The organism is Nakamurella leprariae (genome assembly GCF_016918035.1).
GTDB lineage: Bacteria > Actinomycetota > Actinomycetes > Mycobacteriales > Nakamurellaceae > Nakamurella > Nakamurella leprariae.
Map to the genome: position 1 here is coordinate 249,408 of NZ_JAERWK010000016.1, position 25,430 is coordinate 274,837.

The 25,430-nt window shown below is 71.9% G+C and carries 21 protein-coding genes; 3 read left to right on the forward strand and 18 right to left on the reverse strand.

Annotated features, from left to right (window positions below):
• Window positions 1-47: 47 nt before the first annotated feature.
• The 8 genes from JL106_RS13430 to JL106_RS13465 all read right to left on the reverse strand — a co-directional run bounded on the left by JL106_RS13430 (window position 48) and on the right by JL106_RS13465 (window position 11,324).
• Window positions 48-1,280, reverse strand: a complete 1,233-nt coding sequence (locus JL106_RS13430; RefSeq protein ID WP_205261215.1) for an ABC transporter ATP-binding protein — start codon at window positions 1,278-1,280, stop codon at window positions 48-50.
• A complete protein-coding gene (locus tag JL106_RS13435) occupies window positions 1,277-2,482 on the reverse strand; it encodes an ABC transporter ATP-binding protein (RefSeq protein WP_205261216.1) in 1,206 nt (401 codons plus the stop codon). The genes JL106_RS13430 and JL106_RS13435 overlap by 4 nt, the downstream gene beginning before the upstream one ends.
• Window positions 2,482-3,411 (reverse strand): ABC transporter permease, encoded by a 930-nt coding sequence (locus JL106_RS13440; protein ID WP_407940164.1) that lies wholly within the window; start codon window positions 3,409-3,411, stop codon window positions 2,482-2,484. Before JL106_RS13440 ends, JL106_RS13435 begins: the two co-directional genes overlap by 1 nt.
• A 136-nt stretch (window positions 3,412-3,547) precedes the next feature.
• Complete coding sequence (locus JL106_RS13445) at window positions 3,548-5,071, reverse strand: ABC transporter permease (protein ID WP_205261218.1); 1,524 nt, start codon at window positions 5,069-5,071, stop codon at window positions 3,548-3,550.
• Between the two features lie 119 nt (window positions 5,072-5,190).
• A complete protein-coding gene (locus tag JL106_RS13450; protein WP_205261219.1) occupies window positions 5,191-7,029 on the reverse strand; it encodes an ABC transporter family substrate-binding protein in 1,839 nt (612 codons plus the stop codon).
• Window positions 7,030-7,400: 371 nt separating this feature from the next.
• Window positions 7,401-9,290, reverse strand: a complete 1,890-nt coding sequence (locus JL106_RS13455) for an ABC transporter family substrate-binding protein (RefSeq protein ID WP_205261220.1) — start codon at window positions 9,288-9,290, stop codon at window positions 7,401-7,403.
• Between the two features lie 131 nt (window positions 9,291-9,421).
• Window positions 9,422-10,303, reverse strand: coding sequence for an ABC transporter permease (locus JL106_RS13460; protein ID WP_205261221.1), 882 nt, complete (start codon window positions 10,301-10,303; stop codon window positions 9,422-9,424).
• Window positions 10,304-10,367: 64 nt separating this feature from the next.
• Window positions 10,368-11,324, reverse strand: coding sequence for an ABC transporter ATP-binding protein (locus tag JL106_RS13465; protein WP_205261222.1), 957 nt, complete (start codon window positions 11,322-11,324; stop codon window positions 10,368-10,370).
• Between the two features lie 146 nt (window positions 11,325-11,470).
• Here JL106_RS13465 and JL106_RS13470 point away from each other — a divergent pair, with 146 nt between their 5' ends.
• Window positions 11,471-12,466, forward strand: coding sequence for a TetR/AcrR family transcriptional regulator (locus JL106_RS13470; protein WP_236007649.1), 996 nt, complete (start codon window positions 11,471-11,473; stop codon window positions 12,464-12,466).
• A 50-nt stretch (window positions 12,467-12,516) separates the two neighbouring features.
• On the opposite strand, the gene typA is transcribed toward JL106_RS13470, so the two are convergent.
• The 9 genes from typA to JL106_RS13515 form a co-directional block, all read right to left on the reverse strand.
• The gene (gene typA / locus JL106_RS13475) at window positions 12,517-14,487 is read right to left on the reverse strand and encodes a translational GTPase TypA (RefSeq protein ID WP_205261285.1); all 1,971 of its coding nucleotides are present in this window, start codon (window positions 14,485-14,487) and stop codon (window positions 12,517-12,519) included.
• A 269-nt stretch (window positions 14,488-14,756) separates the two neighbouring features.
• Window positions 14,757-14,906, reverse strand: coding sequence for a hypothetical protein (locus JL106_RS13480; RefSeq protein WP_205261224.1), 150 nt, complete (start codon window positions 14,904-14,906; stop codon window positions 14,757-14,759).
• 43 nt (window positions 14,907-14,949) lie between these two features.
• The gene (locus JL106_RS13485) at window positions 14,950-15,801 is read right to left on the reverse strand and encodes an amino acid ABC transporter ATP-binding protein (RefSeq protein ID WP_205261225.1); all 852 of its coding nucleotides are present in this window, start codon (window positions 15,799-15,801) and stop codon (window positions 14,950-14,952) included.
• 8 nt (window positions 15,802-15,809) lie between these two features.
• Window positions 15,810-16,592: an amino acid ABC transporter permease gene (locus JL106_RS13490; RefSeq protein WP_407940165.1), complete on the reverse strand. Its 783-nt coding sequence runs from the start codon at window positions 16,590-16,592 to the stop codon at window positions 15,810-15,812.
• A gap of 228 nt (window positions 16,593-16,820) precedes the next feature.
• Window positions 16,821-17,777 (reverse strand): ABC transporter substrate-binding protein, encoded by a 957-nt coding sequence (locus tag JL106_RS13495; protein WP_205261227.1) that lies wholly within the window; start codon window positions 17,775-17,777, stop codon window positions 16,821-16,823.
• Window positions 17,778-18,060: 283 nt separating this feature from the next.
• On the reverse strand, window positions 18,061-18,942 hold the full coding sequence (locus JL106_RS13500; RefSeq protein WP_328842338.1) for a (deoxy)nucleoside triphosphate pyrophosphohydrolase: 882 nt from the start codon (window positions 18,940-18,942) through the stop codon (window positions 18,061-18,063).
• Window positions 18,939-20,207 carry a mannosyltransferase gene (locus tag JL106_RS13505; protein WP_205261228.1) on the reverse strand — a complete coding sequence of 423 codons (1,269 nt, stop codon included), beginning with the start codon at window positions 20,205-20,207 and terminating at the stop codon, window positions 18,939-18,941. Before JL106_RS13505 ends, JL106_RS13500 begins: the two co-directional genes overlap by 4 nt.
• Before the next feature lie 23 nt (window positions 20,208-20,230).
• Window positions 20,231-20,944 carry a VIT1/CCC1 transporter family protein gene (locus tag JL106_RS13510; RefSeq protein WP_205261229.1) on the reverse strand — a complete coding sequence of 238 codons (714 nt, stop codon included), beginning with the start codon at window positions 20,942-20,944 and terminating at the stop codon, window positions 20,231-20,233.
• 285 nt (window positions 20,945-21,229) lie between these two features.
• Window positions 21,230-21,712: a CinA family protein gene (locus tag JL106_RS13515; RefSeq protein WP_205261230.1), complete on the reverse strand. Its 483-nt coding sequence runs from the start codon at window positions 21,710-21,712 to the stop codon at window positions 21,230-21,232.
• 168 nt (window positions 21,713-21,880) lie between these two features.
• Here JL106_RS13515 and JL106_RS13520 point away from each other — a divergent pair, with 168 nt between their 5' ends.
• A complete protein-coding gene (locus JL106_RS13520; RefSeq protein WP_205261231.1) occupies window positions 21,881-23,308 on the forward strand; it encodes an MFS transporter in 1,428 nt (475 codons plus the stop codon).
• 307 nt (window positions 23,309-23,615) lie between these two features.
• A complete protein-coding gene (locus JL106_RS13525; RefSeq protein WP_205261232.1) occupies window positions 23,616-24,296 on the forward strand; it encodes a DNA alkylation repair protein in 681 nt (226 codons plus the stop codon).
• A 33-nt stretch (window positions 24,297-24,329) separates the two neighbouring features.
• On the opposite strand, the gene ychF is transcribed toward JL106_RS13525, so the two are convergent.
• Window positions 24,330-25,421, reverse strand: a complete 1,092-nt coding sequence (gene ychF / locus JL106_RS13530; RefSeq protein ID WP_205261233.1) for a redox-regulated ATPase YchF — start codon at window positions 25,419-25,421, stop codon at window positions 24,330-24,332.
• Window positions 25,422-25,430 lie beyond the last annotated feature (9 nt).

Consider the following 25,430-nt stretch of genomic DNA (forward strand, 5'->3'; position numbering starts at 1 on the left):
CACGCTACGTCACCGGCCTGGCGCCATCCCCAGCAGCGGGTACGGCCTCAGGACGCCGATCCGGCCTCCGGACTGCGCGGATCGGCGACCGCCTCGCGTCCCACCCCGGCGGCGCCGTGGCCACCGACCGGGCCCACCGGCGCGCCCACCGAGCGTGGGTCCGGGACCGCGGTCCGGCCGCCCTGCAGGTGCTGCTGCGCTTCCCGCAGTTCCCGCTCCACGTCGGTGACCGGGAAGTGGCAGGCGACCAGGTGCCCGTTGCCGTGGTCGATCGGCGGCGGCTCCTGGGTGGCGCAGACGTCCTGCGCCTTCCAGCACCGGGTGCGGAACCGGCACCCGGACGGCGGGTTCAGCGGGCTGGGCACGTCGCCGGTCAGGATGATCCGTTCCCGGGTCCGCTCGGCCTCGGGATCGGCCTCCGGCGCGGCCGACAGCAGCGCCACCGTGTACGGGTGCATCGGGTGGTCGTAGACGTCGTCCCGCGGCCCGGTCTCGACGATCTTGCCCAGGTACATCACCGCGATCCGGTCCGAGATGTGCCGGACGATCGACAGGTCGTGGGCGATGAAGAAGTAGGCCAGGCCCAACCGGTCCTGCAGGTCCTCGAGCAGGTTGACCACCCCGGCCTGTACCGAGACGTCCAGCGCCGAGACCGGTTCGTCCAGGATCAGCACCTCGGGCTCCAGGGCCAGGGCGCGGGCAATGCCGATGCGCTGCCGCTGCCCGCCGGAGAACTCGTGCGGGTACCGGTTGCCGTGCTCGGGCGACAACCCGACCAGCGACAGCAGTTGCCCGACCCGCTCGGTGCCGCCCTTCGTGCCGGCGGAGCCGTTCGTGCCGCCCTGGCCCGCCTTCCAGAGCCCGTGGATGCGCAGTGCCTCGCCGATGATGTCGTTCACCGGCATCTTGGGGTTCAACGAGGCGAACGGGTCCTGGAAGACGATCTGCAGGTTCCGCCGCACGGCGCGCAGGTCCTGAGCGCTCATCGTGGTGAGCTCCCGCCCGCGCAGCCGCACCGAGCCGGACGTGGGCTTGTGCAGCTGCAGGATGGCCCGCCCGGTCGTCGACTTGCCGCAGCCGGACTCGCCGACCACGCCGAGGGTCTCCCCCGCGTCCAGGTGCAGCGACACCCCGGACACCGCCTGCACCCGGCCGACCGTGCGGCGGAAGAAGCCCTTGCCCTTGACCGGGAACTCCATGACCAGGTCGCGGACGTCGAGCAGGTGCTCAGATCCCTCGTCGGACCGGACGCCGGTGGCCGCGCTCGCCGGGCTGCTCATCGGATCTCCCCCGCTCCGGACGCCAGCCCGGTCAGCTCGGGCCGGAAGAACGCCGTCGGATCGTCGGCCGCGGCCAGCCGGTCCCAGTGGTGGCACGCGGCCAGGTGGTCGGCGGCGTCGGTCGGGGCCAGCGGCGGTTCGGTCTGCCGGCAGACGTCGGTGACCAGCGGACAGCGCGGCGAGAACGGGCAGCCGGTGGGCAGCGCGATGAGCGACGGCGGTGCGCCGCCGATCGGTCGCAGCCGCCCGGTGTCGCCGGCCGACGGGATCGATCCGAGTAACCCGGCGGTGTACGGCATCCGCGGCCGGTAGAAGACGTCGTCGGTGCCGCCCACCTCGACCGGCCGGCCGGCGTACATGACCAGGGTGCGGTGGGCCATGCCGGCCACCACGCCGAGGTCGTGGGTGATGAGCACGATCGCCGCGTTCACCGCGTCCTTGACCTCGATGAGCTTCTCCAGGATCTGCGCCTGGACCGTGACGTCGAGGGCCGTGGTCGGCTCGTCTGCGATGATCACGTCCGGGTTGTTGATCACCGCCATGGCGATCATCGCGCGTTGCCGCATGCCGCCGGAGAACTCGTGCGGGTAGCTGTCCAGCCGTGCCTTCGGCTGCGGGATGCCGACCAGCGCCAGCATCTCCTCGGCCCGGGCCATGGCCGCCTTGCGCGGCATCAGCTCGTGCGACAGCACCGCCTCGGCCAGCTGGAACCCGACCGTGTAGACCGGGTTCATCGCCGTCATCGGATCCTGGAAGATCATCGCGATCTTGCGGCCGCGCAGCGCGCGCTGCTGCTTGCGGCTCATCCCCAGCACGTCCTGCCCGCGGTAGCGGATGGTGCCGCTGACCCGGGCCGAGCGGGGCAGCAGTCCCATCACGGCCATGGACGAGACGGACTTGCCCGAGCCGGACTCGCCGACGATGCCGAGCACCTCGCGCTCGTGCAGCGTGTAGGACACCCCGCGCACGGCCTGCACCAGGCCGTCCTCGGTCGGGAACGACACGGTCAGCCCCTCGACGGACAGCACCTCGGCCGACCCGGCCGACCCGGCCGTCAGGTGGCCGACGTGGACACCCACCGATGGTTCCGGGTCGCGCTCCAGCACGGTCGGCGTCGGCCCGTCGTGGCCGTACAGCGTCCCCTGATCGCCGGCCGTCTCGGCGTTCCAGTCGGACGGCGGTTGGGTGGGAGGAGTGGACATCAGGCACGCACCCGGTTCTGGCGCGGGTCGAACGCGTCGCGCAACCCGTCGCCGATGAAGTTGACGCACAACGCGATCGCCACGATGAACAGGCCCGGCCACCAGAAGAGCCAGGGTCGGGTGGTGAACGCGTTCTGGTAGGTCGAGACCAGCAGGCCCAGCGAGGTGTCCGGTGCCCGCACGCCGAAACCGAGGTAGGACAGCGCGGTCTCGAGCAGGATGGCGGTGGCCACCGACAGCGTTGCGGCCACGGTGATGACGCCGACCGTGTTCGGCAGGATGTGCCGGAAGATGATCCGACGCGGCTTGGCCCCCAGCGCCCGGGCCGCCTCCACGAACTCCTTCTCCCGCTGGGAGAGGAACTCGCCCCGGACCAGCCGGGCCAGCGACGTCCAGGTCACCGCGGCCACCACCAGCGCCAGCACGAACGGACCGCCGTTGCCGTACTTCTGGCCCAGCACCGCCGCGATGACCAGCACCGGGATGGTGATGATGACGTCGGTGAACCGCATCAGCACGGTCTCGACCATGCCGCGGTAGTACCCGGACAGCGCGCCGATCACCGTGCCGACCACGGTCGAGACCACACCGACGACCAGCGCGATGAGCAGCGAGATCTGCGTGCCGCGCATGGTGAGGGCGAAGTAGTCGCGGCCGAGATCATCCTGGCCGAACGGGTGCTCGCCGATCGAGAAGCCGTTGCCACCGAGCCAGGTGGGCACCACCGACAGGGTCGGCGCCCCGCGGTTCACCACCGTGCCGGCCGCGTCGTAGGAGTACTTCCACCAGCCGGGGATGCCCAGGAAGCCGATGGAGGAGAACGCCAGCACCACCACGATGAACAGCACCGCGATGGAGGCCATGGCCGCGCGGTGCCGCAGGAACCGGCGGCGCACCAGCTGGCCCTGGCTGCGGGCGACCACGGCCATGCCCTGGGCGGCCTCGGACGGCCGGCCACCCGGCGCCGGCGTCCCCGCCGGCGCGGAACCGACCGGTCCGGCGGGCTTCCCGCTGATCTGGTCCTTCTCGGTGGTCATGAGACCCCCTCTGCGCGATCGGTCCGCATCACGCGGTCCGGATCCGCGGGTCGAGCACCCCGTACAGGATGTCCACGATCATGTTGAAGACGACCACGGCGGTCCCGGTGACCAGGAAGAAGCCCATCACCGGGTTCGGATCGGGGATGCGCAGCGCGTCGGTGAACAACCGGCCCATGCCCTGCCAGCCGAACACCGTCTCGGTGATCACCGCGCCGCCGATGACCGCCCCGAAGTCGATGGCCATCAGGGTGGTCACCGGGATCATCGCGTTGCGGAACGCGTGCCGGACCACCACGGTCCGCTCGGTCAGGCCCTTGGCCCGCGCGGTGCGCACGTAGTCCTGGTTCATCGTCTCGAGCATCGACGAGCGGGTGTAGCGGGTGTACGTCGCGAAGGAGATCAGGACGATGACGATCGACGGCAGCAGCAGGTGGCCGAGCTGGTCGAGCGTGGTCTCCCAGAAGTCGCCGGAGAAGTTGGGGGTGTTCGACCCGATGGTGGCGATGAGGATGCCGCGGACCTTGTCGGAGTAGCCCGTCACCGCCTGCAGCAGCCGGTCGGCGAAGATGAGTGCCCCGGACAGGAACCCGGTGATCATGCACGCCTTCACCGCCTGCGAGCGGAGCACCCCGCCGACCAGGGCCCCGATCGCGCCGGACACGGCCAGCGTCACGATCGCCAGGATGATGATCGTCCCGGCGGTCGAGATGTCGAGCAGCCAGCCCAGCGAGAAGGAGCAGATGATCCCGACCACCGCGGTGATGAGCGTGGCGATGAGGACCCGGCGGTAGCGGAAGCCGGACAGCAGCGCGGTGGCTCCGACGGCCGCCGCCAGCGACCCGACGATCATCACCACCGGGCCGATCCCCGGCTGCGCGAACCACTTGCTGACGTCCAGGTAGACGCACACCGCGGCGACCACGGCGGCCCCGCCGACCAGGGAGATCATCCGCTGGCGCCGGTCACCGCCGATCAGGGCCATGGCCAGCAGCCCACCGAGCGCGGCCAGCACGATGGTCAGCCACAGCGGGATGACCGGGTCGCTGAGCCAGGAGTTGAACTTGATCGCCAGGAACTGCTTGAGCAGCACCGCGATCCAGAAGGCCGGTAGCGAGAAGAACAGGAAGGCCAGGAAGGTCGTCGAGTAGTCGAGGCCGGAGTACTGCCGCAGCGCGGTGACGATCCCGACGATGACGCCGAACAGGATCGCCATCACGGTGGCGAACAGCACCAGGCGCAGCGTCGAGCCCAGGGCCACCGACAGCAGGCCGGTGACCGGCGCGCCGTTGATGTTGGTGCCCAGATCGCACTGGCCGACGAAACACTGGGCCACCCCGCCGAGCCACCCGAAGTAGCGCGGGACGACCGGAGTGTCGAGGTCGAGGTTCTCGGTGAGCGCCGCGATCTTCGCGTCGCGGCTGGGGTCGGTGGACTCCAGCAGAGCGGTGCGCGGGTCACCGGCATTGGCCACCAGGACGTAGACGACGAAGGTGGCGGCCAGCAGGACGAAGAACGAGACGACCAGGCGTCGCAGGATGAACGTGGCCATGCAGGGCTCCTACCCGTGTGCGGCGAGACGGGCCGGGCGGTCGTGGTCAGACCGGAGGCGGTGAGGGGACGACGCCCGCGGGCCCGGGAGGGGTGGTTCCCGGACCCGCGGGCGTGACCTCAGTTCCTGGCCCACTCCTGCATGTTCCAGGTGGCCTGGGTCTGGCCGGCGTTCAGCTGCACGCCCGAGACGTCGGCGTTGCTGGCCACCAGGCCGGGGAACGCGAACAGCGGGATCGACCAGAAGTTGTCGGCCAGCGCCTTGTCCACGATGAGCAGCTGATCGACGACGCCGGAGGTGTCGGTCGAGGAGTTGACCGCCGCGAACGCCGCGTCGACGGCCGGATCGCTCCAGCCGGCGGTGTTCTGCTCGCCACCGGCGCCGGCGGAGGCGTACTGCGCCGAGATCGACCCGTACAGACCGGAACCGGCCCAGGCGAACAGGGCCACGTCGTAGTCTCCGGAGGCCCGGGCGGCACCGAAGGCGTCGCTGGCCAACGGGGTGTCCTGGATGTTGAAGCCGACCTGGTCGCAGGACGCCTTGATCAACGCCACCTGGTTGGTGCGGCGCGGGTTCGGATCGATGTGGATGATCCGGACGGTGGTGCCCTGCGCGGCGCCGGACGCGGCGAACGCGGCGCGGGCCGCGTCCAGGTCCACCTCGTTGTAGTTCTCGAACCCGGCCCCGGCGGCCAGCTCGTCGTAGCCCGGTTGGGTCGGCTGCAGCATCAGCGACTGCAGCACCTCGGCGTCCGGCTGCGACGGCTTGATCAGGTTGTCCACGATCTGCTGCCGCGGGACGCAGTTGAAGAACGCCTCACGCAGCTGCTCGTTGGCCATGCCGGTGTTGACGTTCAGGTCCAGGTGCTCGTAGGTGAACAGCGGACCGGTCTGCACGTCGACCGCGGCACCCAGGGCGTCCAGCGCGGCCAGGCTGTCCGGGTTGGCCTGCGGCTCGATGACGTCGACCTCACCGGACTGCAGCGCCGAGACCTGCTGGCTCTGGTCGATGAAGCGCATGACCACGGTGTTGCTGGCCGGCGGGGTGCCCCACCACTCCGGGTTCGCGGTCAGGGTGATCGACTGGCCCGGGTCCCAGGCCGAGATCAGGAACGGGCCGGAGGACGGGATGAGCGACGCGTCCGGCAGGCCCTGGTCGGGGTTCAACGACCAGCCGGTGTTCCAGAACTCGGCCACGGGGGTGAGCACCGCGGCGTCGTCGCTCTCGAAGGCGGCGACCAGCCCGGCGGTGTCGGTGCCGGCCTGCTCGGCGGCCACGTGAGCCGGCATGAACGAGCCACCAGCCGACGTGCCGATCGCGACGTTCCAGTCGACGTAGGGGACCTTGTACGTCAGCGTGACGGTCTTGTCGCCGTCGGCGCAGGTCGGCTTCTCGGTCTGGTCCAGGCCGGTGGTCGACGCGGAGTCGAACAGGTTCTCCGACTCGGCGGTGCGGCCGCCGGTGTTGGCTGAGCCGTCCTTGTTGTAGTAGCCCGAGCCGGCCGCCCAGGTGAGCAGGAAGTCGGCGCAGCCGATCGGCTCACCGTCCGACCAGCGGGCGTCGTCCGCGAAGGTGTACTGCACGGTCAGCGGATCGTCCGAGGTCTTCTCGATGGTGCCGAACTCGGTGTCCATCTGGACGGCACCCTCGTTGTCCACGTAGGAGAACCCACGCAGCACCTGGTTGAGCACGGTCTGGTTCGCGGTGGCGTTCCCGTCGACCGTGAAGGTGTTGTACGCGTAGAAGTCCTGCTCCGCCGCGTAGGTGATGGTGGTGTCCGCCGAGCCACCGCCGCTGCCGGAAGAGTCGGAGGTGGTCCCGCTCGCACTCCCGGACGTCGACGACGAGGTGGTGGTGGTGTCACCCCCGCCCGAGGTGGTGCATCCCGCCACCACGACCAGCGCTGCGGTCGAGAGCGCCAGCGCGATCGGCCCCGCTCCCCTGGATGTTCTCTTCAACGGTCCTCCTCCGTCGTTCGGCTGCGCCGCCGTCCGACCGGATCTCGGCCGGGACGCCGCAGCCGCGCTGCACCTGTGCACCCGGACCAGCCGATCGATGCGCGGCCCGCTTCCGCGGCCACCATCGACCGACCATACGTCCGCCGGCAGGCGGGGGCCACGATGCGACGAGTCCGCCGCTGCGTGCGCAAGTCCGGGCGATCTTCGGATCCTCTTCCGCTGAGCGGACGATCAACGGAAGAACTTGTGGCGGTTCCGTCGGTCGGCCGCGGATGTTGCGTGAGAGCGTTCCGAGATCAAGACGATAGTCCCCTGTGGGCCGGCGGCCCAATCGTGACTGCGCCGTGACCCAGCGCGAATCGATCGCGGGATCAGCTCAGCCAATCCGGCACGGTGGGCCACGGCCCGGTCCAGTCCCACCCGTCGTGCGGCCGGCTGAGCAGGTCGGTGAGCGGGTCGACGACCGCGAAGACGGCACCCGGTCGGGTCAACGGCAGGACGGGGAGCTGCTGCCAGACAGCCCGGTCCACCCCGGCCAGCGCGGCGGCGCGTCGGGTGCCGTCGGGCATGGTCAGGGCCTGCTCGGTCAGCGCGTCGACGCCGGGATCGCAGAAGCCGGACAGGTTCGCCCCGCGGACGGCGGCGAGCACGTCCTCATCGGGGTCGTCGGTCGGAGCGGCGTGGCCCGATCGGGACTCGCCACGGTCGCCGCCGGAGGGGACCGACGCGGTGTCCGCGGACCCGTCGTCCGGCCCGGTCTGCGGGGTACAGGTGTACGCCGACGCCGCCGTCACCGCGTCGGACGCGCCGCGCGGCACGGACAGCAGCGCCAGGTCGACCTGGTGCTCCGGCAGCGCGGTGTCGATCAACGTGGTGGGGTCGTCAGTGCGCAGCACCACCTCGATGCCGACCTGGCCGAGCTGCTGCTGCACGGCCGCCGCAGCGGCGGTCAGCCGCGGGTCGCCGGCGGGGACCCCGAGACGCAGCCGCAGCACCTCGCCGTCCCGGATGGCCACCAGACCGTCGGTCGACCAGCCGAGCTCGGCCAGCCCGGCCCGGGCAGCCGCCAGGTCACCGGCCAGCAGGCGGCCGGCGGGAGTGTCGACGCCGGCGTCCGGCGTCGACGTGGCCGGCTCCCCGGCGGCGGTTCCCCCGGGCTCGGCCGGCAGGCTGACCTGCGAGGTCACCGCCGGCACCAGGGCGGCCGCGCCGCTGCTGCCGGCCATCGCGTCGGCCAGGCCCCGCCCGGACAGCGCGGTGGCCACCACCCGGCGCAGCGCCGGCTCGGCGGCCGGACCGGCGGTGGCGTCGAAGACCAGCTGGACGGTGGCCGGCTGTGGCACCAGGACCCGGCGGTCGGCCGGTACCGCCACGGTGAAGAGCCCGGCGACCGACGGATCCGGGCCGACCAGCAGGGCCTGCAGCTCGCCGCGGCGGTAGGCCTCCAGCAGTTCGGCCGGCCGGCCCAGCCGCAGCGTCACCGAGGCCGGTCCGGGCTGCGCCGCCCAGTACTTGTCGTTGCGGGTGAGGGTCAGCTGGCCCGCGACGAGGTTGACGTCGGTGAGCTTGTAGCGGTTGCCGGAGACCGGAACCCCCGCCGCCAGCGCCTCGGCGAACCCGCCCGGGGCGTCCCGGACCAGATGACTGGGCAGCAACGGCGAGAACAGCGTCCGCCAGTCGTCGAACGGCTCGGCGAACGCCACCTCGACCGTCTTGCCCGCGTCCAGCGAGCGCACCTCGGTGATCAGTCGGTACCCGGCCGGGGCGACTGCGCCGGCGGCACTGGTCATCTCGGTCCACAGGTAGGAGAAGTCCTCGGCCGTGATCGGCGTGCCGTCGGACCAGGCGGCATCCGGGTCGAGCCGGTAGGTGACGGTGAAAGGCCGGTCCGGGCCGGCGTCCTCGTCGGTGCTGTCCGCGTCCGGGTCGTCCGACCCGGTCCCGGCGCCGTCCGTCGTCGCCGACGGCGGCACCGAGCCCTCGGGCGTGACCACCACCGCGTCCAGGACCTCCGGGTCGGGCGCGACGGTGCCGTCCGCGGCGGTGACCATCGGCCAGGGCAGTACCAGCTGGGCCACCGCCTGGGTGGCCGGGGACCAGTCGGCGATCAGGTGCGGGTTGAACCCGGGCAGGGTGCTCTCCAGCCCCACCACCACCGAGCCCGGCACCGGCGCCACGGCCGTCGGCGCGGCCTCCCCGCTGGGCGGGATGGGCGCCGGCAGCCCGGGCGGGGTGCATGCGGTCAGGAGGAGGGCCAGCATCCCGGTCGCCGCCGCCCTGCGGGACGACCGGACCACCCGACGTGGTGGTCTCCGGCTGGTCCGCACCCGACCCACCCTAGGGAGCGGGCGGGGCCGGACGGCCCGTCAGCCCGCCACCTCGGGCGAGATCGTCACCGGCGGACCGCCCGGCGGGGGAACATCCATCGGGCCCACACCATTGCGCCGACCATGATGACCAGGCACCACCCAACCGCCAGCCAGGCCGACCCGGTTGGGGCCGGCAACCCGATGAGCAGCGAGCGGAGCGTGTCGACCAACGGGGTGATCGGCTGGTGGTCGGCGAACCACCGGAGGCCCGCGGGCATGGTCTCGGTCGGCACGAACGCGCTGGACAGGTAGGGCAGGAAGAGCAGGACGAAGCCGTACCCGCTGGCCGCCTGGGGCCCCGCGGCGGCCAACCCGATCGCCGCGTACAGCCAGGTGATGGCCACGATGAACAGCGAGACCAGCCCGATCGCGGCCAGCCACAGCCCTGGACCGGCGTCGGGCCGGAACCCGACGAGCAGGCCGACGCCCAGCACCAGCGCCGTGGCGACCAGGTTGCGGACCAGGCTGGCCACGACGGCCCCGGTCAGCACTCCGACGCTGTGGATCGGCATGCTGCGGAACCGGTCCACGATGCCGGTGCGCATGTCGTCGGCCACGGCCACCGCGGTCCCGGCGGCACCGAACCCCGCACAGAGCAGGATGATGCCGGGCGTCACGAAGGTCGCGTAGACCTCCCGGGCCGACAGGTCGGCCGGAACCGGGCCGGTGGCGTCGGTGAAGTCGAAGGCGCCGCCGAACACGTAGGTGAACAACAGCATCAACGTCACCGGCAGCATCAACGCCATCAGCAGCGACTCCACGTCGCGGCGGGAGTGCAGGACGCTGCGGCGGGTGAAGACCCAGCCGCTGCGTACGGGTCCGACCCGCGGCGCCCGGCGGGCGGCCGGTGGCCCGGCGGCCGCCGGAGCCGGGCCCGCGGTGTCGCGATCGACGATGACGGACATGGGGATCCTTCCGGGTGGTCGGGAAGAGGGAGCGGGTCAGCGCGGGTCAGCGCGGGTCAGCGGGTCAGCGCGGGTCCGGGAGCTCCGCGCCGCGGGACTCCGGCGCCTGGCCGGACAGCCGGAGGAAGACGTCGTCCAGGGACGGGCGCCGGATGCTGACCCGGACGTCGGTCAGGCCGTCGCTCGCGGCGGCCTCGAGCAGGGCACGGACGTCAGCAGCGGTGCCGTCGCTGGCCAGTTCCCGGACCAGCCGGTCGTCCCCGTCGCGCAGCTCGACGACGTCCGTCCCGACCTGGGCCTTGAGCTGGGACGCCGTGCCCTCGGCCACGATGCGGCCGCCCTCGAGCACCGCGATCCGGTCGGCCAGCTGGTCGGCCTCCTCCAGGTACTGGGTGGTCAGGAAGACCGTGGTGCCGGCGGCCGCCAGCTCGCGCACGTGCTGCCAGACCACGCGACGGCTCACCGTGTCCAGGCCGGTGGTCGGCTCGTCGAGCATGAGCACCGCGGGCTCCGACATCAGCCCCGCGGCCAGGTCGAGCCGGCGGCGCATGCCACCCGAGTAGGTGGCCGCCCGGCGGTGGGCGGCGCCGGACAGGCCGAACCGCTCCAGAGCGGCCAGCGCCGTCGCCCGGGCGTCCCGTCGGGACCAACCGACCAGCTCCGCGATCATCTGCAGGTTCTCGCGCCCGGTGAGCCGGTCGTCCACCGCCGCGAACTGGCCGGTCAGCGCGATGACCCGACGCACGGCGTCCGGGTCCGTCCGCACGTCGTGCCCGTCCACCCGGGCCGTGCCGCCGTCCGCCCGCAGCAGCGTGGCCAGGACGGAGATGAGCGTGGTCTTGCCGGCGCCGTTGCGACCCAGCAGCGCGACGATCTGGCCGCGCCGCACCGTCAGGTCGACGCCCTGCAGCACCGGCTGCTGACCGAAAGTCTTGACCAGCCCGCGGATCTCGACCGCCGGAGCACCGGTCGGACCGGTCGGTGCTCCCGCGGTGGTGGCACTGACGGTGGCGGTCTCCATGGCTGGGCTCCTCGTCGCTGGGCCGCATCGGCGCGCTCCGCACCGGCCGCTTCAGTGTATGGCATCCACTGTGTATGTCATAGACCGCTGTGCAGGTGGTACGCAGTCCGGCGGATCAGCGGACGGGCGGAGGTCGATGCGTGGACATGGAGTCGAGGAACGGCGCGGCGCCGTCCGAGGAGCCGGTGCTGCCGCACGCCCTGGCGCTGACGTGGGGCATCGCCGAGCAGCCGCAGCGCGGCCCGCGGCGGGAGCTGAGCATCGAGAAGATCGTCGACGCGGCGATCGAGATGGCCGACGCCGAGGGACTGGGTGCGGTGTCCATGGCCCGCGTGGCCGCCGCGCTCGGCTACACCACCATGTCGCTGTACCGGTACGTGACCAGCAAGGACGACCTGCTGCTGCTCATGGAGGACGCGGTCTATGCGGTGCCGCTGAGCCGGCCGGAGCCGGGCACACCGTGGCGGCCCGCGATGCGGGCGCTGGTCGACGCATGCATGACCGGGATCCGGGCCCATCCCTGGGCCGCGCGGCTGCCCATCCGCGGGGTGCCGATGACGCCGAACAACCTCTACCTGGTCGACTACGCGCTCGGCGCGATGGCTGGGTTGCCGCTGGACACCGAGGAGAAGCTGGCCACGCTGCTCGCGCTGACCGGGCTGGCCCGGGTGCTCGGCGGCTACGAGGCCGAACTGCTCTCCGCGCGAGAGAACGGTACCGAACCGCGGCTCACCGTGGGCGCGCTCAGCACGCTGGTCACCGACGACCGGTTCCCCGCGCTGGCGCCGATCGTGCGGGCCGGCGAGTACACGCCGGACGAGACCCAGATGGCGTTCGAGGGTCCGGTGATGGACGCCGAGTACCGGTTCAGCATCGACCGGGTGCTCGACGGCGTCGAGCAGCTGGTGGCCGCGCGGGGCGGCGCCACCCCGGCCGACCCGGCGAGCGCATCCGCGGAAGGACAGCCGGAATCCGCCGTGACGCAGGAGCTCTCGGACCAGCAGGTGCGGGCCGTGCACAAGGACCCGGAGGTCCGGGCCGCGGTGCGGATGCGCCGGGAGGCCGAGACCCGGCTGCGGGAGACCACGAAGCGGGAACAGGAACTGGTGCGGCGCGCCGCCGAACGGGTCACGCGCCGCTGACCGGACACCGCGCGCCGGACGGGACCGGGTGGGTCCCGTCCGGGCGCGGGTCAGCTGGTCTTGTTGCGGGTACGGGACCGGGCCCGCTCGCCGGCGTTCAGGATGACCTTGCGGATGCGGGCGTTGGTCGGGGTGACCTCGACGCACTCGTCGTCGGCACAGAACTCGAGGGCCTCCTCGAGGTTCAGCAGTCGCGCCGGCACCAGGTGCACCAACTCGTCCCCGGTCGAGGACCGCATGTTGGTGAGCTTCTTCTCCTTGGTGATGTTGACGTCCATGTCGTCGGCGCGGGAGTTCTCCCCCACGACCATGCCCTCGTAGACCTCGGTGGTCGGCGGGACGAACATGGTGCCTCGCTCCTGCAGCGAGAACATCGCGAAGGGGGTTGCCTTGCCGGCCCGGTCGGCCACCAACGAGCCGGTGGGGCGGGCCCGCAGGTCGCCGGCCCACGGCCCGTAGCCGTCGAAGATGGCGCTGGCGATGCCGGTGCCGCGGGTCTCGGTCAGGAACGCGGTCCGGAAACCGATGAGGCCGCGCGACGGCACGTGGAACTCCAGGCGCACCCAGCCGGTGCCGTGATTGCTCATCGTCTCCATGCGGCCCTTGCGGACGGCCATGAGCTGGGTGATGGCCCCCAGGTACTCCTCGGGCGCGTCGATGGTGAGGCGCTCGAACGGCTCGTGCTTCTTGCCGTCGACGATGCGGGTGACCACCTGCGGCTTGCCGATGGTCAGCTCGAAGCCCTCGCGGCGCATGGTCTCGACCAGGATGGCCAGCGCCAGCTCACCGCGGCCCTGCACCTCCCAGGTGTCCGGACGCTCGGTCTCCAGCACCCGGATGGAGACGTTGCCGATGAGCTCGGTGTCCAGCCGGTTCTTCACCTGACGCGCGGTCAGCTTGGTGCCGCCGTCCTTGCCGGCCAGCGGCGAGGTGTTGATGCCGACGGTCATCGAGATGGCCGGCTCGTCCACCGTGATGGGCGGCAACGCGACCGGGTTCTCCGCGTCGGCCAGGGTCTCGCCGATGGTGATGTCGGCGATGCCGGCCACGGCGATCAGATCACCGGCCGAGGCCGACTCGACCGGCACCCGGGTGAGCGCCTCGGTGATCAGCAGCTCGGTGATCTTGGTGCGACTGGTGGTGCCGTCGGCCCTGATCCAGGCGACCTGCTGACCCTTGGTGATGGTGCCCTCGATGACGCGGCACATGCCGATCCGGCCGAGGAAGGGGCTCGCATCGATGTTGGTGACCTGGGCCTGCAGCGGGGCGCCCGGGGTGTACGCGGGCGCCGGGATGGTCTCCAGCAGCACGTCGAACAGCACGTCCAGGTTCTCCTGGTCGGGCAGCTCGCCGTTGCCCGGCTTGGTCAGGCTGGCCCGGCCGGCGCGACCCGAGCAGTAGACGATCGGGAACTCGATCTGGTCGTCGTCCGCGTCCAGGTCGAGGAACAGCGCGTAGGTCTCGTCGATGACCTCGTCGATCCGGGCGTCCGGGCGGTCGGTCTTGTTAATGACCAGCACCACCGGCAGCCGCGCGGACAACGCCTTGCGCAGCACGAACCGGGTCTGCGGCAGCGGGCCCTCGGAGGCGTCGACGAGCAGCACCACGCCGTCCACCATCGACAGCGCACGCTCGACCTCGCCGCCGAAGTCGGCGTGACCGGGGGTGTCGACGATGTTGATGACCATCTCATTGCCATCGTCACCACTGCGTTTGATCGCGGTGTTCTTGGCCAGGATGGTGATGCCCTTCTCGCGCTCCAGGTCGTTGGAGTCCATCACCCGGTCGTTCTGGGTGGATCCCTCGCGGAAGGCGCCGGACTGCCACAGCATGGCGTCGACCAGGGTCGTCTTGCCGTGGTCGACGTGCGCGACGATGGCCAGGTTGCGCAGGTCGTCGCGAGTGGTCCGGGCGCCGGTCGTGGTGGCATCCGAAGTGGTGGCATCCGAAGTGGTGGCGGACACGCTGGCAGAGCTCCTTCGTGGGGATCTTCCGGGTTCTTCTGCCCGGGCGCGCCGCATCGCTCGCTGCCGGACGTTCGTGGTGGCCACCCGCCCGGTTCCCCTGACCTGAACAGCGCAGCCGCTCCATGCTACCGGTCAGCACCCGGGCTTCCGGTGCGCCGCCCACCTCGGTACGGCGCCGTGGCCGTCGTGCGCGCGCTGCTGAACGTGATCTGGCTGGCGGTGTGCGACCTGTGGATGGCTCTGGGCTCCAACCTGGCCGGCATCGGACCGGTCCGCGCGGAGTTCGGTGCTCGCCGCGCCGCCCGTCCGATCGCCGGCGCTCCCTACCGCTGCGGCTCGCTGCGCTCGACGTCAGCCAGCTCCTCCTCCGGCCGCGGCGGCACCGTCTCGTCCTCCTCCAGGACCTGCAGCGGCAGGTCCGGGGGGTCGTCGACGGTGTACTGCTGCTGGGCGGACTGTCCGGACTCGCTCATGGCCTCATCCTGGCACTCCTTGCGAGCGCACGGGACCGGGGCGTCAGTGGCCCGGGACGGCGCCGGGCTCGACGTGCAGGCTGCCGATCTGGGCGCCGGCGGGCGTGGCCGACACCTCCTCGGCCGGATCCACCGCGGTCGGGTTGAGCACCCGGGACAGGAAGGCGCGGGTGCGTTCCTGCTGCGGGTCACCGATGACCTGCTCCGGCGGGCCCTGCTCGACGACGACGCCGCCGTCCATGAACACCACCCGGTCGGCGACGTCCCGCGCGAACGCCATCTCGTGCGTGACGACCATCATCGTCATGCCTTCCGCGGCCAGCCCGCGCATCACGGCCAGCACCTCGCCGACCAGCTCGGGGTCCAGCGCGGAGGTGGGTTCGTCGAACAGCATCAGCTCCGGGGACATGGCCAGCGACCGGGCGATGGCCACCCGCTGCTGCTGACCGCCGGACAGCTGCGCCGGGAAGGCGGTCTCGCGGCCGGCCAGCCCGACCCGGTCCAGGGTTCGGCGGGCGATCGCCTCGGCCTCGGTGCGGGAACGGCGGAGCACTTTGATCTGGGCGATGGTCAGGTTGCGCAGCACGTTCAGGTGCGCGAAGAGGTTGAACGACTGGAACACCATGCCGATGCGGCGCCGCACCCGGTCCAGATCGCAGTCGGGATCGGTCATCTCGTCCCGGCCGACGAAGACCTTCCCGGAGGTGGGCGTCTCCAGCAGGTTCACGCAGCGCAGCAGGGTGGACTTGCCCGAGCCGGACGGCCCGATCACGCACACGACCTCGCCGGGCACGTCGAGGTCGATGCCCTTGAGCACCTCCACCGGTCCGAACGACTTGTGCAACCCACGGATCGAGATCGCCGGCGCGGCGCTCCTGGTGTCGGTCCCGGTCATGCTGGTAGTCACCTGGCCTTCGCGTGACGGATCTCGAGCCGGCGCACCAGCTGCGACAGCGGCAGCGTGATGCACAGGTACAGCAGCCCACCGATGAGCAGTGGGGTGCTGTTCACGGTGGTGTTCAGCATGTCCCGGCTGAACTTGGTCAGCTCGACCTGTCCCGCGGTCACGCCCAGCACGTAGACCAGCGAGGAGTCCTTGGTCAGCAGGATGATCTCGTTGGTCAGCGGCGGGATGACGATGCGGAACGCCTGCGGCAGCACGATCGTCACCATGGTCCGGGCCGGGGACATGCCCAGCGTCCGGGCCGCCTCGACCTGGCCGCGCGGCACCGCCTGGATGCCGGCCCGGATGGTCTCGGACATGTACGCCGCCGCGGTCAGGCCCAGGCCCACGGTCACCATGACCAGGAACGGCAGGGTGAAGCCGGGGAACGCGTTCGGGATGCCGTAGGCGACGAAGAACAGCACGAGCAGCGCGGGCAGTCCGCGGAACAGCTCGACGTAGGCACTGGCCAGCCAGCGGTACGGCCCGACCGACGACAGCCGCATCAACGCGATGACGATGCCCAGCAGCAGGCCGAAGACGAACGCCAGTGCGGTGTACAGCAGGGTGTTGACCAGGGCGACGATCAGGACGCGGGGGAACATCCGCCCGATGACCTCGGTGTTGAAGAACGCCTGCTGCAGGTTGCCCCAGTCGGCGCGGAAGGCGATCACCGCGACCACGATCACCAGCACTGCGTACTGGATGCCGCGACTGAGCCGGGCCCGTTGCCGGCGCGTCATCCGTGGCTTGGGCGGGTCATCGGCCTCGCCGGTCGGGCCAGTCGGATGCGTGGTGCCGGACGTGGTGGCCATGATGGCTCCCCGGGGTGGGCGGGACAGCGAGGACGGTGCTGCCGGCGGTGACGCTGCCGGGGCTGCTGCCGGGCCGGCGGGCGGGATCCCGGCCGGGGCCGGTCACCCGTGGGGCGGCGCGCCACGGATGACCGGTGCCGCCGACGCGGCCAGTGGTCAGCTGCCGGGGGTGGTCCCGATCCACTGGGCGTAGATGTCGTCGTACCGGCCGTCCTCGCGAGCGGCCTCGAGGGTGCCGTCGACCACGCGCTTGAGGGCGTCGTTGCCCAGCTTCATGCCGAAGCCGTAGCGGTCGCCGGTGTCGAACTGGCCGGTGATCTCGGCGCGACCCGGCTGCTCCTTGACGAACTCGCTCCACACCGGGAGGTCGTTGATCGCCGCGTCCACCTGACCGGTGACCAGGGCCTGCTGCTCGGCGGCCAGGTCCTCGAACTCGACGATCTCGTACCCGCTGGCGTCCGCGTTCTCCTGCGCGTACTCCAGCCCGGTGGTGGCCGCCTGGGCCCCGAGCCGCTTGCCGGACAGGTCGGCCAGCGTGGTGTAGCTGTCGCCGGTGCGCACCAGCAGCGCCTGGTTGGCGTCGAAGTAGCCCTCGGAGAACAGGATGACCTGCTCGCGCTCCGGGGTGATGCTCATGGCCGCGGCGGCGATGTCGCACTTGCCGGTGGACAGGTCCTGGCCGCTCTTGATGCCCTCGAACGGGGTGTCCACGATGGTCTGCTCGACCCCGAGCTGCTCGGCGACCAGGTCGAGCATGTCGACGTCGAAGCCGACGATGTTGCCGTCGTCGTCCGGCGACTGGAACGGCGCGTACGGCAGGTGCGTGCAGGTGGTCAGCACCCCGTCGGCGATGAGCGTCTCCTTGGCCGCGTCGATGTCGGCCTGGGTGACGCCGGTCGCGGCGTCGGAACCGGACGCCGAGCTGCCCGCGGTCGAAGATCCGGCGGACGACGAGGACGTCGAGGACGCCGCTGAGGACGAACTGGCCGGCGTCGAGGAGGCGGACGAGCCGGCGTCGTCGGAGCCGCCACAGGCGGACAGCAGCAGGACGGCAGCGGCCGCGGGCACCAGCAGGGTGCGGGCGGGGCGGCGAACGGTGCTACGGATGGTCACGATCAACTCCCGGGTCACGGTCGTACTGGTCGGACGGGTTCCCGGGACCGCCACCGGCGACGCGCGTGTCAACGTCTTCGCGGGCGACCTGGGTTGCCTCGTGGTGACGAAGCCATGGCATCCTGCCATGCGGTCGATGACGAGCAGGTTTCCTCGTGCTGGTTTCCATCCTCGGCCGATCGACACGGCAGAACCGGATCGCGCACCGTCCGCGACGCCGCGAGATCGGAGTGTGAGCGCGGGTCCGCGGTCGCCGGGTTCGCCGGGGCCGAACCGGCCCCGCTCAGCTCAGCAGGTCCCGCAGCGCCGGCAGCAGGGCGCGGTCGCTGTCCAGCCAGGCCACCGACTCGAGCGAGGTGGCGTCGAGCCAGCGCAGTTCGGCGTGCTCGTGCGGCTGCGGGTCGCCGTGCTCGACCGCGGCCAGCCAACAGCGCAGCACCACCCCGTCGGGCAGCGGCACCTCCGGTCCGAGCCGGTCACCGACCACCACGGTGGCGCCCAGCTCCTCCTGCAGCTCGCGGGCCAGGGCACGCGGTTCGGTCTCCCCCGGCTCGACCTTGCCGCCGGGCAGTTCCCAGCGTCCCGCGGCGCCGGCCGGGTAGCAGCGCCGCGCGGCCAGCACCCGCCCGCCGCCGTCCAGGACGGCTCCGGCCACCACCACGACCGGCTGCCGCGCCACCAGCGCGGTCACCCCGAGCAGGATCTCGCCGACCCGGCGCAGCCGGGGCCGCAGCCGCCGGGCCGCGACCGGATCGGTCACCCGGGCGGCGAACCGCACGGTGACCGCGGTCGACGCCGCTGAGCCGACCTCGTCGCCGGTGTCGTCGACGTCGAACGAGACCGTCAGCGCCCGACCCGGTGTCGTCACCTGCTCCAGCCGGGGCAGTCCGCCGTCCGGCCGGTCGTCGCGGGACACCCGCAGCAGCAGTGAGCGGCCCGGCAGCAGGCCGGCCAACGCACCCGCACGCCGGACCCGCATCAGGTCCGGCGGCCGGATGGTCCGGCGCGGCTCGGCGCCCAGCCCGGCGATCTCCAGCCGGCCGTCCATCACCCGGGCCGCGCGCACCCACACCTCGCCGGACCACAGCGTGCGGCGGATCGCGCCGGGCGGGGCGTCCATCGTCAGGGTGACGGCCTCCTGCACGTCCCAGCCGGGCCGCCTCACCGTCTCGCTCCGGCCGGACCGGGCACCGCGGTGGCGGCGCGGCCGGCGCGCAACCCCAGGACGAGCAGCAGTGCCAGGGTGAGCAGGCCGAGCACCGGATAGACGGTTCCCAGCCAGGACTCCCATCCGGGCCGGGTGGCCGGCTGGTCCGGGTCCTGACGGGCGATGAGCAGGCTGACCACATAGCTGAGCGTGCCGGCCAGCCACAGCCCGGCCAGCACCCGGACCGCGGGCAGCCGCGAGGACGGCCCGAGCAGGCACCACAGCAGCAGCGGCACCACCCACACCCAGTGGTGGCTCCAGGAGATCGGTGACACCAGCAGGCCGGTCAGTTGCACGGCCAGCAGCGCCGCCGCCCGGTCACCCGCCCGGGCGGTCAGCACGGTCGCGGTGACGCCGAGCGCGACGGCCAGCAGGACGGCCAGGTACCAGGCCGTGGACACGTCGTGCCCGGCCAGCCGGGCCAGCGCCCCGCGCAGCGACTGGTTGATGGCCGACCACACCGGCCCGGTGCGGCCGGGATCGAAGATGAGCTCGGTCCAGTACCGCCAGGTCTGGCTGGGCAGCACGGCCACGGCGATCAGAACCGTGACCGCGAAGGCGGCCACGGACCACAGCACGGCCGACCACCGCCGCTGGACCAGGTAGAACAGCCCGGTGATCGCCGGGGTCAGCTTGATGCCGGCGGCCAGGCCGACCGTGAACCCGGCCCACAGCTCGCGGCGAGGCCCGACGGCGGCCGCGCCGGCCAGCAGCAGGGCGACCAGGAACAGGTTGATCTGCCCGTAGTTGAAGGTCGTCCGCACCGGTTCCAGCCACAGGCCCACCGCGGTGCCGGTGACCACCACGCCCCGGACGTGCGGCACCGGTCGGGTCGCCCCGCGTCCGGCCCGGCCGAGCAGCTTGAGACTGAGGAAGACGATGGCGGCCAGCGCGGCGAACGACGCCACCTGCCAGAGCACCCGGGTCACGGTCCACGGCAGCCAGCCCAGCGGCAGGAAGAGCATGGCCGAGAACGGCGGGTAGGTGAACGGCAGCTCCAGCGGCAGCGTCACGAAGTCGTACAGCCCGTCGCCCAGGTGCCGGCTGCCCTCGACGTAGACCTCCAGGTCCACCATCGCGAACGGGTCGGCCCCGGCCACGGTGGCCACCACGTGCAGCACCAGCGTCGCGGCCAGCAGCACCCAGGGGCCCGGGGACCCCAGGAACCGGTCCAGCAGTCGAGCCGCGCCGCGGCGCTCCGACCGCCGTCCCGCTTCCGTCACGGTCCGCGATCCTACGGGCGGGGTCAGCCGGTCACGGTGCCGACGAGGCCACCGAGCAGATAGGTGACGGCCATGGCGACCACGCCGCCCAGCACGTTGCGGATCACCGCGCGCGCCACCGGGGCCCGGCCCAGCCGGGCACTGACGGTGCCGGTGACGGCGAGCGCGACGGCCACGGCCACCGCGGTCATCCAGTGCGCCGGCGAGAGCACCACGGCCAGCAGCGGCACCAGCGCCCCGACCACGAACGACAGGAAGCTGGCCCCGGCGGCCTGGTACGGATCGGTCAGCTCGTCGGGGTCGACGCCGAACTCCATCTCGGCGTGGGCGGCCAGCGCGTCCCGCTCGCTGAGCTGCTCGGCGACCCGGTGCGCGAGGTCGGGGTCCAGCCCCTTGGCCCGGTAGAACCCGGCCAGCTCGGCGAGCTCGCCCTGCGGGTCCTCGGCCAGTTCCCGCCGCTCCATCGCCAGGGCGGCCTTCTCGGCGTCCCGCTGCGTCGACACGGACACGTACTCACCGACGGCCATGGACATCGCGCCGGCCAGCAGGCCGACGCACCCCGCGGTGAGCACGGCGGCGCGGTCGTCGGTGGCGCCGGAGAAGCCCAGGATGATCGCGGCGGTGGACACGATGCCGTCGTTGGCGCCGAGCACACCGGCCCGGAGCCAGTTCAGCCGGCTGCCCAGCCCGGGGTCGTGCGGCTCGTGCGACGGCCCCGGAACCGCCTGCTGGTCCACCCGTTCCTCCGACTCGCTGCGTGACCGTCCGACGGACGGTCCCAGGTCGAGGCGCGCGGACGACCGCGGCGGGGGCCAGCCGGGACCGCGGCGGTCCCGGCCGACCCGATGCTCCCAGCCGTGCGGCGGTGACGACGCACCCCTCGAGCGACGTCAGCCCGCACTACCCTCTGTCGAGCGTCGACTACCGAATGTTACAGAGCCGTCCGGCTCAGACTCAACGATCGGGGAGGGTGACGCGCGCCGCCGCTCGAACCGCCGGAACCTTCCGCGGATCGCCCCGGCTCAGCCCGCGGTGGCCTCGTCGAGCAGCCGGAACGCGGCCGCGGCGAAGGCCTGCATGTTCGCCCACCGGTCCTGCTCGCCGGTCTCCAGCGTGGTGACCGCCTCGACCGGACCGGCCAGCGCCACGCAGGTGTGGCCGGCGGCGTCGCCGTACGGGTTGCCGACCGGACCGGCCGCCCCGGTCTCCGACAGGCCCCAGGTGGCGCCCAGCCGCTCTCTGACCGTGGCCGCCAGGATCTGCGCGTACGGCTCGCTGGACGAGCGGGTGTGCTTGACCGAGAAGTTGGAGATGCCCAACAGGGTGGCGCGGGCCGGCATCGTGTAGAGCACGCCGCCGCCCAGGTAGTAGGCGGAGGCCCCGGGCACGGCCAGCAGCGTCGCCGAGATGAGCCCGCCCGAGGACGTCTCGGCGATGGCGATCGTCTCGCCCCGCTCCTTGAGCCGCTCGCCCAGTACCCGCGCCTGCTCCAGCAACGCCTGCATGTCCGCTCCCACCTACGTGCGTGTCGGTTCGTCGATGAACGCCGGAGATCGTCGCACGCCGGTCCGACACCGGGTCGGTCGCGCTCGTCACTGCCCAGACGCTCGCCCAACTTCATTAGCCGCGGTAAGCTTCCGCGGTGCTCGAGACCATCACCGCGGAGCGATCGGATGACTGATCGGCTGATCGACCGCACCGCGAGCGCCCGTTTGCTGCCCGTCCTGGTCTGGGCCGCCCTGTCCACCGCAGTGGTCAGTTCGCTCGGCATGCTGCTGGTGCCGACCATCTCCCAGGAGCTCGACGTCCCGGTGAGCGCCGCCCAGTGGATGCTCACGGTCAACCTGCTGGTGGGTGCGGTCGCCACTCCGGTCATGGGGCGACTGAGCGACGGGCCGCACAAGAAGCGGCTCCTCGTGGTCTCCCTGTCGATCATCCTGGTCGGATCCGTCACCGCAGCCCTGGCGCCGAACTTCACCGTGTTCCTGATCGGTCGCGCGCTGCAGGGGCTGACGTACGGCATCGTGCCGGTGACGATCGCCCTCGCGCGGCGCTACCTGCCCGAGGCGACGGCGGCGTCCGGCATCTCGAGCCTGTCGGTGACGGTCGCCACCGGGATCGGCATCGGCTACCCGCTCACCGGCATCATCGCCGGGCTGCTCGACTACCGGATGGCGTTCTGGTTCGCCGCACTCTTCGTGACGTCGGCCATCGCGGTGGTGCTCCGCGCCGTGCCGGCCGGGCCCGACGAGCGAGCGCCGCGCACGTCGTTCGACGGCACCGGCGCGACGCTGCTCGCCCTCGGGCTCGGCGGCCTGCTGGTCGCGGTCAGCGAGGGACCCAACTGGGGCTGGGATTCCCCCGCCATCATCGGCACCACGGTGGCCGTCGGTCTCCTGCTGACCGCGTGGGTGCTGGTGGAGCTGCGGGTGCGGCACCCGCTGGTCAACCTGCGGGTGCTGCGGCACGGCGACGCACTACTGGCCAACGCCACCGCCATCGGCCTGGGCACCGTGATGTACATGGGTCTGTCGATCGGCAGCCTGATCGCCCAGGCGCCGAGCGAGACCGGCTACGGCATCGCCCTGCCGGTGCTCTGGGCCGGCTTCGTGATGTTCCCGCTGTCCGTCGGCAGTTTCGGCGCCAACCGACTGGTGCACCGGTTCGCCGGGCGGATCCACCCCACCACCCTGCTGCCCACCGGTGCCGCGCTGGTCACCGTCTCGACCGTGCTCCTGCTGTTCGCCCACGACACACTCGCGGAGATCCTGATCGCCACGCTGTTGCTGGGTATCGGCCTCGGCAGCACGTACGCCGCCATGCCCGGGCTGATCGCCCGCAGCGTGGCCAGCGAGGAACTCGGGAGCGCCGTCAGTTTCAACCAGGTGCTGCGCACGGTCGGCGGATCCTTCGGCAGCGCGATCTCCGGCGCGGTGCTGGCCGCCAACATGGCCCCCGACCTGCACCCGTCCGGCACCGGGATCGACACGGCCCTGGCCATCGGGGCCGTCGGATGCGCCGCACTGCTGATCGCGCTGCTCATCCACCAGGTGGGGATGCGCGCCCGGGCGCGCCGAGTGACGGCGGCGGACCCGGCCTGAGCCGTCCGGGACTGCACCGCGTCGCCGCGCCCACCCGAGCTGGCCAGGGTGCTGCTCGACGGGCCTGCCCGGGTTCCCGCCCAGGGCCGGGTCCGCCCGGGGGGCACCCGCTGAGGATCCTGGCCACGACCTCGCCGCTGCTGGGCCACTTCCTGCCGATGGCCGCCGCTGCGGGCGGCGCAACGAAGAGGCGGTGCTGCCGGGATTGCTCGGGCGGCCGCGGCGAACGGGCTGTGACGCCACCCGACCGACCGCCGGAACGGGCCTGACCTACGCTGCGGGCACACGGGACCGACTGGGAGCTGATGTGGCCGGAACGACGACCGCTGGAACGCCCATCGACGAGGTGCTGGCCGAGTTGGCCACCCTGGAAGACCCGAGGATCCGCGAGGTGAACGCCAGGCACGGCGACGACCACGCGGTGAATCTGGGCCACCTGCGGGCCGTGGCCAAGCGCCTGAAGACGCAACCTGACCTGGCTCGCGAGTTGTGGGCGACCGACGACAGCGCAGCCAAGCTCCTGGCCGTCCTGGTCTGCCGGCCGAAACAGTTCGATCGAGACGAACTGGACGGCATGCTCCGCGCCGCGCGTACGCCCAAAGTGCACGACTGGCTGGTGGGCTCCGTGGTCAGGAAGAGTCCGCACGCCGAAGCACTGCGGCTGGCCTGGCTGACGGATCCGGACGCGGGGGTCGCGAGCGCAGGGTGGGCGATGACCACGGAACGGGTGGCCAGGCGACCCGAGGGCCTCGATGTCACGGAGCTGCTCGACGTCATCGAGGCCGAGATGAAGGACGCCCCGGACCGACTGCAGTGGGCGATGAACCACTGCCTGGCCCAGATCGGCATCTCGCACGCCCGGCACCGGGCTCGGGCGATCGACATCGGTGAGCGACTCGAGGTCCTCAAGGACTACCCGACTGCGCCGAACTGCACCTCGCCCTACGCGCCCGTGTGGATCGCTGAGATGGTGCGCCGCGCCGGATGACCGCACGCGGCACCGTGCGAGCCCAGCCGTGGATCAGACGTTGAAGCGGAACTCCACCACGTCGCCGTCCTGCATGACGTAGTCCTTGCCCTCCATGCGCACCTTGCCGGCGGCCCGGGCGGCGGCGACCGATCCGGCCTCGAGAAGGTCCTCGTAGCCGACGATCTCGGCCTTGATGAAGCCGCGCTCGAAGTCGGTGTGGATGACGCCGGCGGCCTGCGGGGCGGTGGCGCCCTGCTTGATCGTCCAGGCCCGCGCCTCCTTGGGGCCGGCGGTCAGGTACGTCTGCAGCCCCAGGGTGTGGAAGCCGGCGCGGGCCAGCGCATGCAGGCCCGGCTCGGCCTGGCCGACCGACTCCAGCAGCTCCAGCGCCGACTCCTCGTCCAGCTCCAGCAGCTCGAACTCGACCTTGGCGTCCAGGAACACCGCGTCGGCCGGGGCCACGGCAGCGGTCAGCTCGGCCCGCTTGTCGTCGTCGGTCAGCACGCTCTCGTCGGCGTTGAAGACGTACAGGAATGGCTTGGTCGTCATCAGCGACAGTTCGCGCAGCAGGCCGAGATCGATCGCGTCCGACCCGGTCTTCGGCGCGGAGAACAGCGTCCGGCCGGAGTCCAGCAGCACCTGCGCGGCCTTGGCCGCGTCCAGCACCGGCTTGCGGTCCTTGGCGTTGCGGGCCTCCTTCTCCAGCCGCGGCACCGCCTTCTCCAGCGTCTGCAGGTCGGCCAGGATCAGCTCGGTGTTGATCGTCTCGACGTCGGCCAGCGGGTCGACCTTGCCGTCGACGTGCACCACGTCGTCGTCGGCGAAGACCCGGACGACCTGGCAGATGGCGTCCGCCTCGCGGATGTTGGCCAGGAACTTGTTGCCCAACCCGGCCCCCTCGGACGCGCCCTTGACGATGCCGGCGATGTCCACGAAGGACACCGTGGCCGGCACCGTCTTGACCGATGAGAACAGCTGGGCCAACCGGTCCAGCCGCGGATCCGGCAGCGGCACCACGCCGACGTTGGGCTCGATGGTGGCGAACGGATAGTTCGCGGCCAGCACGTCGGCCTTGGTCAGGGCGTTGAACAGGGTCGACTTGCCGACGTTGGGCAGGCCGACGATGCCGAGGGTGAGCGTCACGGGCCTTGA

Coding starts and splice junctions, on each gene's coding strand:
- JL106_RS13430 (WP_205261215.1), bottom strand. CDS start 1,280: ATGAGCAGCCCGGCGAGCGCGGCCACCGGCGTCCGGTCCGACGAGGGA.
- JL106_RS13435 (WP_205261216.1), bottom strand. CDS start 2,482: ATGTCCACTCCTCCCACCCAACCGCCGTCCGACTGGAACGCCGAGACG.
- JL106_RS13440 (WP_407940164.1), bottom strand. CDS start 3,411: ATGGCCGTGGTCGCCCGCAGCCAGGGCCAGCTGGTGCGCCGCCGGTTC.
- JL106_RS13445 (WP_205261218.1), bottom strand. CDS start 5,071: ATGGCCACGTTCATCCTGCGACGCCTGGTCGTCTCGTTCTTCGTCCTG.
- JL106_RS13455 (WP_205261220.1), bottom strand. CDS start 9,290: ATGCTGGCCCTCCTCCTGACCGCATGCACCCCGCCCGGGCTGCCGGCG.
- JL106_RS13460 (WP_205261221.1), bottom strand. CDS start 10,303: ATGTCCGTCATCGTCGATCGCGACACCGCGGGCCCGGCTCCGGCGGCC.
- JL106_RS13465 (WP_205261222.1), bottom strand. CDS start 11,324: ATGGAGACCGCCACCGTCAGTGCCACCACCGCGGGAGCACCGACCGGT.
- JL106_RS13470 (WP_236007649.1), top strand. CDS start 11,471: ATGGAGTCGAGGAACGGCGCGGCGCCGTCCGAGGAGCCGGTGCTGCCG.
- typA (WP_205261285.1), bottom strand. CDS start 14,487: ATGCGGCGCGCCCGGGCAGAAGAACCCGGAAGATCCCCACGAAGGAGC.
- JL106_RS13480 (WP_205261224.1), bottom strand. CDS start 14,906: ATGAGCGAGTCCGGACAGTCCGCCCAGCAGCAGTACACCGTCGACGAC.
- JL106_RS13485 (WP_205261225.1), bottom strand. CDS start 15,801: ATGACCGGGACCGACACCAGGAGCGCCGCGCCGGCGATCTCGATCCGT.
- JL106_RS13490 (WP_407940165.1), bottom strand. CDS start 16,592: ATGACGCGCCGGCAACGGGCCCGGCTCAGTCGCGGCATCCAGTACGCA.
- JL106_RS13515 (WP_205261230.1), bottom strand. CDS start 21,712: ATGCAGGCGTTGCTGGAGCAGGCGCGGGTACTGGGCGAGCGGCTCAAG.
- JL106_RS13520 (WP_205261231.1), top strand. CDS start 21,881: ATGACTGATCGGCTGATCGACCGCACCGCGAGCGCCCGTTTGCTGCCC.